13 protein-coding genes are annotated in these 14,469 nt (G+C 69.9%); 3 read left to right on the top strand and 10 right to left on the bottom strand.

The annotated features are described in order from the left end of the window. From Q4V64_RS52660 to Q4V64_RS52635, 6 genes are all read right to left on the bottom strand, one after another. A complete protein-coding gene (locus Q4V64_RS52660; RefSeq protein WP_124437768.1) occupies nt 1-1,791 on the bottom strand; it encodes an ABC transporter ATP-binding protein in 1,791 nt (596 codons plus the stop codon). Between the two features lie 2 nt (nt 1,792-1,793). Further along, complete coding sequence (locus tag Q4V64_RS52655) at nt 1,794-2,849, bottom strand: iron-siderophore ABC transporter substrate-binding protein (protein ID WP_124437769.1); 1,056 nt, start codon at nt 2,847-2,849, stop codon at nt 1,794-1,796. An 87-nt stretch (nt 2,850-2,936) separates the two neighbouring features. Next, entirely contained in the window at nt 2,937-3,800 is an 864-nt protein-coding gene (locus Q4V64_RS52650) for an ABC transporter ATP-binding protein (protein WP_124437770.1), read from the bottom strand. A 38-nt stretch (nt 3,801-3,838) separates the two neighbouring features. Continuing rightward, on the bottom strand, nt 3,839-4,900 hold the full coding sequence (locus Q4V64_RS52645) for an iron chelate uptake ABC transporter family permease subunit (RefSeq protein ID WP_124437771.1): 1,062 nt from the start codon (nt 4,898-4,900) through the stop codon (nt 3,839-3,841). Then, on the bottom strand, nt 4,897-5,955 hold the full coding sequence (locus Q4V64_RS52640) for an iron ABC transporter permease (protein WP_124437772.1): 1,059 nt from the start codon (nt 5,953-5,955) through the stop codon (nt 4,897-4,899). Before Q4V64_RS52640 ends, Q4V64_RS52645 begins: the two co-directional genes overlap by 4 nt. A gap of 187 nt (nt 5,956-6,142) precedes the next feature. Then, the gene (locus tag Q4V64_RS52635) at nt 6,143-7,498 is read right to left on the bottom strand and encodes a lysine N(6)-hydroxylase/L-ornithine N(5)-oxygenase family protein (protein WP_124437773.1); all 1,356 of its coding nucleotides are present in this window, start codon (nt 7,496-7,498) and stop codon (nt 6,143-6,145) included. Nucleotides 7,499-7,747: 249 nt separating this feature from the next. Between Q4V64_RS52635 and Q4V64_RS52630 the strand changes: the two genes are divergently transcribed. Continuing rightward, nucleotides 7,748-8,701 (top strand): methionyl-tRNA formyltransferase, encoded by a 954-nt coding sequence (locus Q4V64_RS52630; protein ID WP_303715225.1) that lies wholly within the window; start codon nt 7,748-7,750, stop codon nt 8,699-8,701. A 111-nt stretch (nt 8,702-8,812) separates the two neighbouring features. Here Q4V64_RS52630 and Q4V64_RS52625 read toward each other — a convergent pair whose 3' ends face one another. The 3 genes from Q4V64_RS52625 to Q4V64_RS52615 all read right to left on the bottom strand — a co-directional run bounded on the left by Q4V64_RS52625 (nt 8,813) and on the right by Q4V64_RS52615 (nt 11,045). Further along, a complete protein-coding gene (locus Q4V64_RS52625; protein ID WP_172629642.1) occupies nt 8,813-10,021 on the bottom strand; it encodes an IS701 family transposase in 1,209 nt (402 codons plus the stop codon). Between the two features lie 163 nt (nt 10,022-10,184). Next, nucleotides 10,185-10,694, bottom strand: a complete 510-nt coding sequence (locus Q4V64_RS52620) for an ATP-binding protein (protein WP_253267370.1) — start codon at nt 10,692-10,694, stop codon at nt 10,185-10,187. Nucleotides 10,695-10,727: 33 nt separating this feature from the next. After that, complete coding sequence (locus Q4V64_RS52615; RefSeq protein ID WP_124444359.1) at nt 10,728-11,045, bottom strand: DUF2795 domain-containing protein; 318 nt, start codon at nt 11,043-11,045, stop codon at nt 10,728-10,730. A gap of 236 nt (nt 11,046-11,281) precedes the next feature. Between Q4V64_RS52615 and Q4V64_RS52610 the strand changes: the two genes are divergently transcribed. Both Q4V64_RS52610 and Q4V64_RS52605 read left to right on the top strand, forming a co-directional pair. Then, on the top strand, nt 11,282-12,706 hold the full coding sequence (locus Q4V64_RS52610; protein WP_124444358.1) for a hypothetical protein: 1,425 nt from the start codon (nt 11,282-11,284) through the stop codon (nt 12,704-12,706). 33 nt (nt 12,707-12,739) lie between these two features. Further along, on the top strand, nt 12,740-13,552 hold the full coding sequence (locus tag Q4V64_RS52605; protein WP_124444357.1) for an alpha/beta hydrolase: 813 nt from the start codon (nt 12,740-12,742) through the stop codon (nt 13,550-13,552). 32 nt (nt 13,553-13,584) lie between these two features. Here Q4V64_RS52605 and Q4V64_RS52600 read toward each other — a convergent pair whose 3' ends face one another. Then, nucleotides 13,585-14,454, bottom strand: coding sequence for an alpha/beta fold hydrolase (locus tag Q4V64_RS52600; protein WP_124444356.1), 870 nt, complete (start codon nt 14,452-14,454; stop codon nt 13,585-13,587). Between the last annotated feature and the right edge of the window lie 15 nt (nt 14,455-14,469).

Below are 14,469 nucleotides of genomic sequence, written 5' to 3'. Positions count from 1 at the left end.
TTACTCACTGCCTTCTCGCCAGGCCCGCCACAGCCGGGCATACCGGCCGCCCAGAGCCACCAACTCGTCGTGCGTTCCCTGCTCCACGACGCGTCCCGCGTCCAGCACGGCGATCCGGTCCGCCGCCATCGCCTGGGTCAGCCGATGCGCCACGAACAACGTGGTCCGGCCCGAGCACGCGGCCAGCACGGCCCGCTCCAGCTCGGCGGCGCCCTCGCTGCCCGCCTCCGCGGTCGACTCGTCGAGCACCACGACCGGCGCGCGGCCCAGCACCAGCCGGGCCAAGGCGATCTGGGCGACCCTGGTGACGTCCAGGCGCTCGCCGCCCTCGCCGACCATGGTGTTCAGCCCGTCGGGCAGCACCTCGACCCACTCGTCGGCGCCGACCGTGCGCAACGCCTCCATCAGCTCGGCGTCGGTCGCTTCCGGCGCGGCCAGCCGCAGGTCGTCGGCGAGCGCACCGGAGAACACGTGGGTCTCCTGCGTCAGGATGCTCACCAAGGCCCGCGCCCCGGCCTCGTCCAGACCGGCGAGGTCGGTCGACCCGACGCGCACGGACCCGGCCTGTGGGGTGCCGATGCCCGCGATCAGCGCGGCCAGGGTCGTCTTGCCCGCGCCCGTCGCCCCCACCAGCGCGAGCGAACCGCCGGCCGGGATCGTCAGGTCGACATCCCTCAGGACCGGCTCCTCGGTGTCGGGATAGCTGAACGTCAGCCCCTCCACCGTCACCGGGTACGGCGCGACGTCCGCCGACGCGACGGCCGGGTCACCCACCAGCCGGTCCTCCGCGGCCTCCCCCAGCACCCCGACCAGCCGGGTCAGACTCGCGCCCGACTTCTGCGCCTCGTCGAAGGTGAACATGATGGCGCCCAGCGGAGTGAACAGCCGGTGGAACAGCAGCGGGGCCGCCGACACCTCGCCCAGACTGGCGGCATCCGCCTCCAACAGGGCGTACCCCACCACGATGATCAGGACGAGGCCGATGAACTCGGCGCGGTTCTCCCTGCCGACGAACCGGCCGAAGAACCGGAACACCTCGATGCCGAGTTCTCGCACCCGCCACGACTCCCGGGTGACCTTCTCGCGGAAGGCGTCCTCGAGGCGGTACGCCCGGACCGTGTCGATGCCGTTCAGACCACTCATCAACGCCTGCGCACGGTCGGCCTGGGCCACCCGCTGCTTCCGGTAGAGCGGGGCGGACCGGGGCAGGTACCAGCGCAGGGCCAGCCCGTACGCGGGCAGCGCGCCGGCACCCGCCAGGCCGAGCCGCCAGTCCAGTCCGAACATGCCGACCGTGGCGATGGCCACCAGCACGCCCGCCGAGAACACCGTGGGGACGGCCGTTCGGATGCCCTTGGAGATCACGGCCACGTCGTCACCGACCCGGGACAGCACGTCTCCCCGGCCGACCTGCTCGATCCGTGCGCTCGGCATCCCCAGCACCGCCCGGACGGCGCCTTCCCGCAGCCGCGCGAGCAGATCCGCGCCCAGCCGTCCGATCAGGTAGGTCGACACCGCGGTGGCCGCCGCGCCGAGCAACGCGGCGACCACCATCAACACCCCGATCCTGACCAGGATCGAGCGCGACTCACCCTCGACCACCCCGTCGACCACCCGGCCCAGCAGCAGCACCGGGAGCACCTGGAGCGCCGCCCCGGCCACCGTGGTGAGCACGGTGGCCGCCGTCAGCCAGGGCACCTCGCGGCAGTGCGCCGCGACCCATCGGGTGGCCTCGTGTCCGGTCGCCGTACGCAGAGTTGCCGGGGCGACGCGCGTGTCGGTCGTGCTCACACCTAGCCGACCGACTTGACGAGCTCGTCGATCGCGTACGGCATGGACAGCAGGGTGCCCTGGGAGATGGCCGCACCGACCGCCGGGCCCTCGCTGTCCAGCAGGTACGACACCTTGCCGTTCTTCACGGCGTCCAGGTTGCTGAACAGCTTGAACTTCTTCAGCGCTTCCGTGTCCGCCTTGTCGTTGATGACGAAGATGCGGTCGACGTCGACCAGGTCGACGCGCTCGGGGGAGAGCTTGGTGTAGAAGCTGCCGTCCGCGACCTTGTCGATCTCGGTCTGGTACTGGAAGCCGATGCCCGTCACCAGCCGTCCGCGCACGTCGGTGGAGGTGAACGGCGCCACCGAGTCCTCGTACCAGGACAGCACGACGGCCTTCTGGTTCGCGAACTCGGGGTTCGCCTTCTTGGCCGTGTCGAGCTGACCCTGGATGTCAGCCACCATCTTCTTGCCCTCGGCCTCCTTGCCGAGCGCCTTGGCGATGTGGACCGCGTTGTCCTGCCACGGCGCGCTGAAGGGCTCCTTCTCGGCCTTCGTGCGGCCCACGGTCGGGGCGATCTTGGAGAGCTTGTCGTAAGCCGCCTGGTCGATCTCGGAGTAGACCGCGATGATCAGGTCCGGGCGCAGGGAGGCGATCTTCTCGTAGTTGGGGCCGGAGTCACCGTTCTTCATGATGACCTCGGGCTTGCTGTCGCCCCACTTGTCCTTCACCCAGGGCCACTGGGTGTTGATGTCGGGGGACTTGCCCGCCGGGTTCGGATACTGGTCGACCATGCCGACCGGCTTGATGCCGAACGCCAGGATGGTCTGGTCGTCGGTGTAGCCGACGGAGACGACCCGCTGGGGAGCCTTGGTGATCTCCGTGGATCCGAACGCGTGCTCAACGGTGACCGGGAAGGCGCCGGCGTCGGCAGCGGCAGGGGTGTTGTCGCTCGACTCGTTGTCCGACGAGTCGGAACCACAACCTGCGAGGAGGCCGACGCCGAGGGCCGCGGCGGACAAAACCGCCGCCAACCGCCGCCAGGGCTTCATGAGCGTCGTTCTATGGAGGAGCATCCGAGATCCCTTGCTTTCGCGCCGTCCGCTGCACCCCTACGTAAGGGCAGGCAAACCTTACCCTGAGCAGGTGAGGTTAGCCTAGCCTTACTTCTGCAACTTTATCGGGATCTGGTCGAGTTGGACGTGGGTGCGGCCGATCGGCACGATGAGCGGGCGGTCGCCCACCGGGTCGTCGATCACCTTGGCGCGCAGTCCGAACGCCTCGTGCAGCAGCTCGGCGGTGATCACGTCACGCGGGTGCCCCTGCGCCAGGATCGCCCCCTCCCTCATCACGATGAGGTTGTCGCTGTAGCGCGTGGCCAGATTGAGGTCGTGCAGCACCATGACCACGGTGCACCCCGATTCGTGCAGGTCGTCCACCAGGTCGAGCACGTCGATCGCGTGCGCCAGGTCCAGGTAGGTGGTCGGCTCGTCGAGGAGCAGCAGGTCGGTGCCCTGGGCCAGGGTCATCGAGATCCAGACGCGCTGACGCTGGCCACCGGACAGCGAGTCGACCGGACGGTCGGCGAGGCCGGACACACCGGTCATGGCGAGCGCGCGCTCCACGACGGCCACGTCGTCCGACGACCACTGCCGCAGCCAACTCTGGTGCGGATGGCGGCCCCTGGCCACCAGGTCGGACACCGTCAACCCCTCCGGCGCGACCGGTGCCTGGGGCAGCAGACCGAGCTTCTTCGCCACATCCCTGGTCTTGAGCTTGACGATGTCGTCGCCGTCCAGCACGACCGTCCCCTTGGCCGGCTTGAGCAGCCGCGACAGGGTTCGCAACAGGGTCGACTTCCCGCAGCCGTTGGGGCCGATGATCGTGGTGATCACCCCTGGCGGGATCGCCACGTCGAGGTCGTCGATGACGGTCCGGGCGCCGTACCCGACCGTGACACCCCTGGCTGCCAACCGTGAGACGTCATCGACCCCGGACTCGATGCCGGTGATGGACTGAGCAACCACAAGGCCCCCTCATTTAGGCTCGCCTAACTTTGTACCAGCTACCTGAGGTTCGCCCGCACCAGCAGATAGACGAGGAAGGGGCCGCCGATCGCGGCGGTGACCACGCCGACCGGGAGACTGATCGGCAGCGCCGTGCGCGCCACCAGGTCCGCGCTGATCAGCAGCAACGCTCCCACCAGGCCGGAGGCCACCATCGGCGGCGTCGGGAACCTCGCCAGACGCATCGCCACCTGCGGCGCCACCAGCGCGACGAACGGGACCGGGCCCGCCGCGCTCACCGCCACGGCGGCCAGCAGGACCGCGCACAACAGCAGGACGGCCCGCACCATCGAGTAGCGGACGCCCAGGCCGGCGGCGACCTCGTCGCCGAAGTGCATCGGCTTGAACTGGAACGCGACACATGACACGACGGCCAGAAGGACGAGCGAGCACCACAGCGCCACCCAGACCTCGTCCCACGATCGGTTGTCCAGCGACCCGACCAGCCACGCCTGGGCCCGGGCCACGTCCCTGATGTCGGCCGTCACCAGCAGCCAGGTCGTGATCGCCTCCATCACGGCGCTCACCGAGATGCCGATGAGGATGAGCCGGAAGCCGTCGATCCCGCGCCGCCACGCCAGGAAGTAGACAAGCAGCCCCGTGCCCAGGCCGCCCGCGAGCGCCGCCGAGGACAGGCCCACGGAGTTGACGATCGCCGCGGAGGTTCCGCCCGACACCGTCACCAGGAACACCGAGACCGCGCTCGCGCCCCCGGTGATCCCCAGGATGTCCGGGCTGGCCAGCGGATTGCGCGCAATGGACTGCGTGATCGCCCCCGACACCCCCAGCGCGATCCCCACGACGAGCCCGGCCAGGGCACGCGGCATCCGCAGGTCCATGATCACGAACTCGTCGACCCGCTCACCCCCGCCGAAGATCGTGGCGATCACCTGGGGCAGGCCGATGGGGAAGTCCCCGACGCCGATGGACAGGCAGAACACCAGGAAGGTCGCCGCCCCCAGCAGCAGCGTGACGCATACGATCCAGGGCCGCCATACGAACGACACGTGGCCGAGCCGCACGCCCGGCGCCAGCGATGGCTTCAACTCTGTCCCGTTCATGCGTTCTTGAACTTTCCGCGCCACACCAGAGCCGCGAAGAACGGGGCGCCGAGGAGAGCGACGACGACACCCGCGTCCAACTCGCCCGGCCGCACCACCAAGCGCCCCACGATGTCACAGACCAGCAGGACGATGGCACCGAGCAGACCCGCGTACGGCACCAGCCAGCGATAGTCCGGCCCCGTCAGATACCGGGCCACGTGGGCCACCATGAGGCCGAGAAACGCGATGGGGCCGCAGGCCGCCGTCGCCGCGCCCGCCAGCAGGGTGATGGCGACGATGCCGATGGTCCGGCTCAGCGCGATGTTCACTCCCAGCCCCCGCGCCACGTCGTCACCCAGGTTGAGCAGGTTGATGGTGGGCAGCGTGGTCAGTGCCAACACCAGGCCGACCGCGATGAACGCGGTCACCGGCCAGATGACATCGAATTCGACGCCGGCCACGGAGCCCGCGTTCCAGAACCGCAGCGCGTTCAGCGACGCCTGGTTCGACAGTGCGACCGCCGTGGTCATCGCCATCAGGAACACCGTGATTCCTTGGCCGGCCAGTGCGAGCGTCAACGGGTTGCCGGCTCCCCGGCCGATGCTCGCGAGACCGAACACGACGACACCGGCGACCGCCGCCCCCAGGAAGGCGAACCAGACGTACTGGAAGGGGTTGGAGAACCCGAACACGGCGATGACCGACACCACGGCGAACGAGGCGCCGGTGTTCACCCCCAGCAAGCCCGTGTCGGCGATCGGGTTACGCGTGTACCCCTGGATCAACGCCCCGCCGACCCCCAGTGCGACGCCCGCCACGATCGCGAGCACCGTCCGGGGCACCCGTACGGTCTGCACGATGAGCCTGATCTCGGTGAGCCGCTGGTCGGAGTCCGGCGCCGCGAACAGTCCGTGCCACACCTCGGCGGGACTCAACGCGCGCGCACCGACGGCCAACGACACCGCCCCCGCGGCCGCAAGGACCACCACGAGCGTGCCCAAACCCACAACCCGCCGCCGACGGGCCTCTGTTGTGCCCCTGGGCGCGGGGCGCTCCACTGCAGTCGTGCCCATGTGGACGTACGTTATCCCTTTGATCCGATGAGGACGCATGGCGAGCGGCGCACCTCACGCTCAGGAAGCGGTGTGCCCACACGTGGACACGGATGTTCCTTTCACGGGGTGGCCCAGTGCTGCCGCGCCTGCCGGGTGCGGTGCCATCAGGCGGGCGCGGCGGTGTGGGGCTGGACCGGCGGGCGGGCTAGCGGGCGGTGCTGCCGATTTCGTCGGCGACCGGACGGGCCTCGTCGGAAGCGGCCTTGACGCCCCGGTCGAGGAGCGAGTCCAGGATCTCGCCGACCCTGATCGCGGTGTTGGACAGCAGCGACGACGTGATGCCGTGCGTGTGCTCCGTGCCGCCCTGCAGGTAGATGCCGCAGCGCAGGCCGGGGTCCGTCGCGATGCGGTAGTCGCGCTCGACGCGGACGCGGCCCTCGTCGTCACGGAGGCAGCGGTCGGCGACCTCACCGAGGAGGCCGAGAGGCTCGACGGGACTGTAGCCGGTGGCGAAGACCACGACGTCCGCGTCCAGGGCCGTCTCCTCACCGGTGACCAGGGACTTCACCGTGGCACGGACCAAGGCCTGCGTCTCCTTGACGTCGACGAGCCGGGACACGTTGAGGAAGCGCAGCCGCTCGGTGCCGAGAACCTTCTCCTGGTACATCTGCCGGTACAGGTCGTCGATCAGGTCGATGTCGACCACGGAGTAGTTGGTGTTGCCGTGGTAGTCCATCAGCCGGCGCTTGACGTTCTCGGGCGCGGCGAAGTACTCGTCGACCGCCTCGGGGTCGAAGATCCGGTTGGCGAAGCTGCTGTCGTCGGCAGGGCTGTAGCCGTAGCGGGAGAAGACCGCGCAGACCTCGGCCTGGGGGAAGCGGCGGTGCAGGTAGGCGACGTTCTCGGCGGCGCTCTGCCCGGCGCCCACGACGATGAACCGAGAAGGTGAGTTGCCCTCCAACCCCTCGACTTTCGCCAGCAGTTCGGAGTTGTGCCAGACGCGGTCGCCGCGCTCCACGCCCTCCGGCATGAGAGGACGCAGCCCGGTACCGATGACGAGGTTGCGGGCCCGGTGGACCACCAGCCCCTCCCCCGACCGGACCGTCACTTCCAGGTACTCCACGGCTCCGTCACGGACGACAGGCGCGACGCCGACGACCTCGTGGCCGTAGGAGACCATGTCGCCGACCTTGGCCGCGGCCCACTCGAAGTAGTCGTGGAACTCCACGCGCAGCGGGAAGAGGTTCTTGTGGTTGATGAAGTCGATCAGCCGTCCTTTGCTCTTCAGGTAGCAGAGGAAGCTGAACTCGCTGGCCGGGTTCCGGAGCGTCACCAGGTCCTTGAGGAAGGACACCTGCATGGTCGCGTCGTCGATGAGCATGCCGCGGTGCCAGCCGAAGCGCGGCTGCTGCTCGAAGAAGTGAGCGGTGACCGCTTCCTGCCTGCCGACGCTTGCGTTGTGCTCGCTCAGCGCGATCGCCATGGCCACATTGGACGGTCCGAAGCCGATGCCAATGAGGTCGAGGACCGGTGATGCGTCACCAGGAAGAACCTGTGGCATGTCACTCCCATCGTGCAGGCGGCCGGTTGCCGGCCGCGGGGAACGTACGAAAGGTGGGCAAGCCGACGGAGCGGCACACCATGGAACTTAGGTGAGCCTAAGCTAAACCCTTGAAGGTGTCGACAGGGCAAAACGGACGCCCGTACATCGGCTCGCCCATCAACTGGGGTGCCGCACGCGCCCGTTGTAAACATAGGTAAGGCTTGCTTTACTTACTGCCGGTCCACCCCTACGCTGAGGAGGAACCCCATGCGGGTCGTCATGTTCGGTTACCAGACCTGGGGGCATCGCACCCTGAAAGCCCTCCTGGACTCCGAACACGACGTGGTGCTGGTCGTGACGCATCCCAAGAGCGAGCACGCGTACGAGAAGATCTGGAGCGACTCCGTCGCCGATCTCGCCGAAGAGCACGGCGTCCCGGTACTGATCCGCAACCGCCCTGACGACGACGAGCTGTTCGAGCGCCTGAAGGATGCAGACCCGGACATCATCGTGGCGAACAACTGGCGGACGTGGATCCCCCCGCGCATCTTCGACCTGCCGCGCCACGGCACGCTGAACGTCCACGACTCGCTGCTGCCGAAGTACGCCGGCTTCTCCCCCATCATCTGGGCCCTGATCAACGGCGAGCCCGAAGTGGGCGTCACCGCGCACATGATGAACGACGAGCTCGACGCCGGCGACATCGTCAGGCAGGAGGCGGTCCCGGTCGGGCCGACGGACACCGCCACCGACCTCTTTCACAAGACCGTCGACCTCATCGCACCGGTCACCATCGGCGCGCTCGACCTCATCGCCGCCGGGCAGACGGAGTTCACCAAGCAGGACCGGTCCCAGGCCAGCTTCTTCCACAAGCGGTCCACCGAAGACATCCGCATCGACTGGACCTGGCCCGCGGAAGATCTCGAACGCCTCGTCCGCGCCCAGTCCGAGCCGTACCCCAGCGCCTTCACCTTCCACAAGGGCAAGCGCCTCGAGGTCCTCGCCGCCGTGGTGTCCCAGGGCCGCTACGGCGGCACACCCGGCCGCGTCTTCTATCGCGAGGGCGACGGCGTGGTCATCGTCGCCGGGGCCGACGCCCGCACCGGCCGCAACCGCGGCCTGGCCATCACCCGCGTACGGACGGAAGACGGCCGGGAGTTGGGGGCGACCGAGTACTTCACCTCCATGGGCGGGTACCTCACGAGTCATCCTGAGCACTAGTAGGGCTTGGTCAGGTCGGTATCGCTGTGGGTATGTCGCGGTGACAGGTGGGGCAGGCGCCGGTCCAGACCGCGAGGAGTAGCTGCAGTTCGCGGGCGACCTTGTAGAGGCTCAGGCCGACGCCGTCTCTTTTGGGGACCGGGTGATGCGCTGGAGGGTGCAGAAGGCGTGGGCTGCGGAGACGAGGGTGACGTGGTGGTGCCAGCCTCTCCAGGTGCGGCCCTCGAAGTGGGCCAGGCCCAGGACCTGCTTCATCTCGCGGTAGTCGTGCTCGATGCGCCAGCGCAGCTTCGCGGTGCGCACGAGGGTGGCCAGCGGGGTCTCGGCGGGCAGGTTGGACAGCCAGAACTGGACGGGTTCGGGCTCGGTGGCGGGCCATTCGGCCAGCAGCCAGCGCACGGGCAGTTCGGGTCCGTCGGTGTTCTTGCGGATCTCGCGTCCGGCGGGCCTGATCCGCAGGGCCACGAACCGCGAGTACATCCGCTTCAGGCCGCTGCGGCCGCTGCCCGGGCGGGAGCCTTCCCGCCACTGCACCGGCTTCGCGGCCCGCTTGCCGGCCTCGATGACCAGCTTCTTCACGGCCTGGGCCGGCTCGGGGTAAACGGGCTGCGGCCGAGGCCCGCGACCGCCGTAGGGCGGGATGTGGAGCCTGGCTTCTTCCGGCTGGGCAGTGGTCGTGGTGGAGATGCCCACCACGTAGTCAAGGCCGCGTTCCTCCAGGCCGAGGCGGAAGACCGCGGCATCGCCGTAGCCTCCGTCGGCGACGACGAGGGGGACCTCGATGCCCCACGACCTCGTCTCGTCGATCATGTCCAGGGCCAGCTGCCACTTCTCGACATGACCGACCTCTTCGGGGATGCCGCACTTCGTGCGGCGGGCCACCTTGGCCGGATCGGCCTTCGGCGAGGCGGGGTCCCAGCTCTCGGGCAGGAACAAGCGCCAGTCGACGGCCGCCGACGCTGCGTCGGAGGCCAGATGCAACGACACCCCGGCCTGGCAGTTGGTGACCTTGCCCGCGGTTCCGGTGTACTGCCGGGCCACGCACGCCGAGGCGTCCCCGTCCTTGAGGAAGCCGGTGTCATCGACGATCAGGGCGGTCGGCTTGATCACCTGCTGCATCCGCCAGGCGAGGCGGGCCCGCACATGCGCCGCCTCCCACGGGCTGGTGGTGATGAAGTGGGCCAGAGCCTGCCGGTTGCCGTCCTCACCCAGCCGGGCGGCCATCGGTTCCACCGACTTGCGCCGCCCGTCCAGCAGCAGCCCCCGCAGATAGACCTCGCCCCACCGGCGCTGATCCGCCCGCGCGAACGGCTCGAACATCTCCGCCGCGAAGTCCTCCAGATCACACCGGACCGCGGCCAACTCCCCACCCAGCACACCCGCTCAACGACCCAACCGATCAAGCGGACACGCCACCGGCGAATGAACCTGACCAAGCACTACTAGGGCCTGCGTCCGGGCGGCACGTTGCCTGTCCGGCGGATCATGCCGTAGACGGGGGGTGCGATCCGGGTCTGTCCGGACCCGAACGCACCAGGAATCCGCCCCGGCCGTCGAACCGTACTTCCAGGACGGCGTCGAACCCGTCCGCCCGTGAGGGGCGGCGCAACCGCTTCGCAGTGGCGTGGATACCGATGTCAGGTACCCGGTCATGCTCCTGCCGTACGGCGTTGCGCCGCAGGGAGCCTTCCAGATCCGGCGGAAACCAGTACGCGGTGACCGTCGCACCATGGGCGTGCCCGGCAGCGACCAGTGGCCTCCACTCCTCAGGGGTGGGATTGGTGTTGTCGATCGCCACCGACCTCCCCGAGCCCAGCGCCGCCTCCACCAAGCGCATCTGCCGGGCCTGCTTGCGGCGGGCACCCCGCGGGAACAGGTCCTTGCTGACCAGGGCGTAACGCCGCCCGAGCAGGCGCTGCTCGTAGAACGCCGACTTGCCGGATGCCTGAAGTCCCACCAGCACAGCGACCTCCAGCCTTGTCCCGGTCGGCACCAGCCCTCCCACTCGCTCGGCGTCCTCGGCGTTTCAGCGGTCCAGCTCTTCCTCCACCGGCGTCTTGGGCACCTCGCGCAGGTGCTGGGACAGGCCGGGCTTGCCGCCCTCACGGGCCTGCTCGGCGCGTTCCGCCGGGGTGTGCCCCAGGTCCGAGTCGGGGTCGGTCCGTATGGAGTGGACGATGTCGTCACGGTTGGTGTAGGTCTCGGGCGGGATGCCGCGCAGAGCCGAGATCACCTCGCCCGGGGCACCTGCGGAGCGGGCCGCTTCCAGCAGCTGCGTCTTGTCTGCCGGGAAGTCCACATCCTTCAGAGCGCCCAGCACCTCGTCGACCGTCGCGTGCGCCATGGAAAACACTCCTCACTCAGGTTGGGGACGGGCTCCGCGTACCCGTGTCGGCTCCCGGCACACGAGGATCAATCGGGTCGGCCGGTTCGACCTGTCGCCGACGAAGTACGGGAGTGACGGGCCGACCGACGCCTGAGGGTCATGAAATGCGGCCGCAGGGGTACTCCCTGTGATCGAGGCAGAGACGGCTGTCGCCGGTCATGTGCGATGCGGGTCGTCCTGGGAGGGAGGCAGACGTGCTCCAGCGCCTGCGGACGGCGCGTTGCCTGTGCGACTTCGACTCCTCGGTGGCAGCGGTGCGGGCGGTGAGCCGGTTCCTTCGCGGCAAGGATTTCAGGGGACTCGGCGTCGGTCCCGGATCCACCTGGCTGGCCGACCTGGCCTCTCACCTGCCCTCACCGGCACGACGGCGTCTCTTCGTACTGGCCGCCCATCTGGAGGGCGCACCGCTCACGCGGGTACGCCGAGTGCGCGGCGAGGATCTGGCGGCCTGGACCGCCGGTCAGTACGGCCCCGGTCCCTACCCCGCAGCCTTCATCGGGGCCGGCAGCGGCGCCGCCGTCCATCTCGCCGCGGCCCTTCACGCTCCCGTCCTCCCGCAGACCTACCTCGTGCCTGTGCGGGCCCGGCTGGACCCGGACCAGCCGCGCGCGGCCCTGATCGCGGGCCAGGAGTTCGGCCGGCAGCTGGTGAAGGCCAACCCGGACCTGACCCTGTGCCATATGCACGACCCGAGCCAGGACCGGGCGATGCTGGTGTGTTTCATGTACTTCCGGTTCAAGCGGCTCAGGCTCGGCGCGGTGCTGGAACGGTTCCTGGAGCAGCGGCTGGCCCCGGGCGCGACCATCTTCATCGTCGACTGCACCCTCACCTGGCCCGTGTCGGTCCTGGGCGACCGGCACCGCTTCCAGTTCGGCGCCCTCGGCGGCATGCCGGCCGACGAGTACGCCGGCGGCAGTGAGCGTATCGCCCGGCACCTCGCCGAGCAGAAATCACAGGTCCGCCAGTGGGACGCCCCGCCACCGGACGAACGGTATCCGGAGGCGGAGTGGGGGTACGACGACAGCCTCACCCCCGACATCACGGCACTGGCGGCCCGCTGCGGCTACCGAGTACGCCGGATCACCATCGGTGAGCCCGAACACCTCAGCCCGCTCGTCGCCGACCTGTACCGCTGGTGGTACCGCCGGCGGGGTCTGCCGGCCGACCGGCTGCTCGTAGAGACGTACAACCAGTGGGAGCCGCTCTGGGCGCTGCGACTGGGCGCCGTCCCCTTCTGGCTGCAGTTCACCGCCGAGTCCTCCTACCGCCTGCTCGACCAGTACCTGCGAGACCAGGAGCAGCCGTACCGACGCATCCACGTGAACCTGTTCTCCAACGCACTGCGCTCGGTCGGCCAAGTCCCGGCCGGGCAGTGGAGCGAGCTTGCCCGCCGGTACGCCGGCACGGAGGGAGGGCTGCTCGGTGTGGACGATCGGGCGTTTCCCGAGGACATCGGCAGCACACTGCGCTACCAACCGGCCCTCGCCGCCCTTCCCGAGCGGTATCCGCTGCCGCCCCCGCTCGCTCTGGAGGAACTGGACGAGTTCCTCGCCGAGGAGCGGCACACCGGCGCCCGTCGACTGGCCCGCTTCGAAACCCTCGGCCCGGCCGAAGGATGACCGGCAGACCGAGCCGGCGGAGGTGCGCAGGCCATGGGTTCCCGTCACGAACATCGCCCGCCGTTTCCGGAGCGGACCGTCACGACGTACCACGACGGTGTGCTCGGACGGATACGGAGCCGCGCCGTCGGCGACGTACATCCGGGCACGCCGGAGGTCGTGCTCGTGCAGGGCACGGCGGTGGCCGACTACTTGCTGCCGGGCCTGGCGGCTTTCGGCCGGTGGACGCGGGCCCACCTGGTGGAGTTGCCCGGTTTCGCGGGCAGCGGCGATCCCCCGCACGAGCGCGATGTGCCGGAGTTCGGCCGGTGCGTCGCCGACTGGCTGACCGCTCGCGCCCTGGGGCCGGTGATCCTCGCCGGGCACTCCAGCGGAACCCAGGTCGCCGCCCGCGCCGCGCTGGGACATCCCGGTGTCGCGGGTGTCGTGCTGGCCAGTCCCACCGTCGACCCGGTAGCCCGCGGTTATGTACGTCTGCTAGTCCGCTGGCAGCTCGACGGACGACGGGAACCGCCCGGGCTGTCCGAATCGCACCGGCCGGAGTGGAAGCGCGCGGGCCCGCGCCGGCTGCTGCACACGGCGCGGGTCCACCTCGAGGACGCCCTGGAGGACTCGGTGGCCCGGCTGCGGGTGCCCCTGCTCGTCATCCGCGGCGGGGACGACCGGATCGGCACCGCCCGCTGGGGCCGCCATCTGGCCGGTCTGGTTCCGGACGGGGAGTACGTCGAGGTCGCGGGGGCGCACACGTTTCCCTGGCTGGACCCCGAGGCGTGGTCGCAGCCGGTACGCGGCTTCGCGCACCGCCTCGCCGCCGACGGCGGCGGGCCGGGCACACCCCGGACTTGAGCCATCGCGCCACGGCACCGCAGAAGGCCGGCTCAGGAGACCGGCTCAGGGGCCGGTCCCAGGAGCTCCCGGGTGATACGGGCCAGTTCCGGGGCGGAGTAGTTCAGGGTGTGTCCCCCTCCGGACACCTCGGCGAGCCTGCCCCGGGGCAGCAGTGCGACGACCTCCTCGGCCCACTGGGGCGGCACGATGGGATCACGGGTGCCGCGCACGACCACGGCCGGGGTGCGCAGGTGGCGCAGTTTGCGTTCGACCGGGTCATGCAGCTGGTGGCGGAACGTCCGCCAGGCCCGGGGAAGCCCGCAGTCCGCGTAGCTGAGGGCGAGGGCCACACCCAGGCTCGGCCGCTCCCAACGTGCGTCCCTCATCAGGCGGGCGACCTGCCGCAACGTCGATCGCGCGTGCGGGTCGAAGGTGGGGCCGTTCAGCACCACCGGCCCGATCAGTTCGGGGGTGTGCGCCGCCAGATCCACGACCACCTGGCAACCGGTGGAGTTCGCGACCAGCGGCACCGGTCCGCGGCCGGTGGCCCGCAGCCAGTCGGCCAGCGCCAGCGACAACTGGTGCACGTCGAGCGCCGCGGGCGGGCCCGGCGTACGCCCGAAGCCGGGCAGGTCCACCGCCACCGTCCTGGTGTCCGGTGCGAGCGCGCGGGCGAACGGCAGCCAGTAACGGTACGAGCAGCCCAGACCGTGCACACACACCACTTCCCGGGCACCGGCCGGGCCGAAAACCGCCGCGTGCACCCGGGTGCCGGCCGCCGCCGTGAACTCGTGCGTGTGCCAGTCCCTCACCGGGCGTCCTCCCTGTGCGGCGGCTCGTCGGACCGCGCCCACGGCCGCGCCCGCAGCGGTCGTCGCCCGCTCCAGCAGCCGGGAGCCGTCCGCGACTCCAGCGCGCATGGCCACGACTGAGGT

This window comes from Streptomyces sp. NL15-2K (genome assembly GCF_030551255.1).
In the GTDB taxonomy this organism is placed as follows: Bacteria; Actinomycetota; Actinomycetes; order Streptomycetales; family Streptomycetaceae; genus Streptomyces.
This window is presented reverse-complemented; position numbering and strand designations above follow the sequence as displayed.

What these genes read in the sequence shown, in the direction of transcription:
- Q4V64_RS52630 (WP_303715225.1), top strand. Translation starts at nt 7,748, where the DNA reads ATGCGGGTCGTCATGTTCGGTTACCAGACCTGGGGGCATCGCACCCTG.
- Q4V64_RS52605 (WP_124444357.1), top strand. Translation starts at nt 12,740, where the DNA reads ATGGGTTCCCGTCACGAACATCGCCCGCCGTTTCCGGAGCGGACCGTC.
- Q4V64_RS52655 (WP_124437769.1), bottom strand. Translation starts at nt 2,849, where the DNA reads ATGCTCCTCCATAGAACGACGCTCATGAAGCCCTGGCGGCGGTTGGCG.
- Q4V64_RS52600 (WP_124444356.1), bottom strand. Translation starts at nt 14,454, where the DNA reads ATGCGCGCTGGAGTCGCGGACGGCTCCCGGCTGCTGGAGCGGGCGACG.
- Q4V64_RS52645 (WP_124437771.1), bottom strand. Translation starts at nt 4,900, where the DNA reads ATGAACGGGACAGAGTTGAAGCCATCGCTGGCGCCGGGCGTGCGGCTC.
- Q4V64_RS52640 (WP_124437772.1), bottom strand. Translation starts at nt 5,955, where the DNA reads ATGGGCACGACTGCAGTGGAGCGCCCCGCGCCCAGGGGCACAACAGAG.
- Q4V64_RS52615 (WP_124444359.1), bottom strand. Translation starts at nt 11,045, where the DNA reads ATGGCGCACGCGACGGTCGACGAGGTGCTGGGCGCTCTGAAGGATGTG.
- Q4V64_RS52625 (WP_172629642.1), bottom strand. Translation starts at nt 10,021, where the DNA reads ATGTTCGAGCCGTTCGCGCGGGCGGATCAGCGCCGGTGGGGCGAGGTC.
- Q4V64_RS52635 (WP_124437773.1), bottom strand. Translation starts at nt 7,498, where the DNA reads ATGCCACAGGTTCTTCCTGGTGACGCATCACCGGTCCTCGACCTCATT.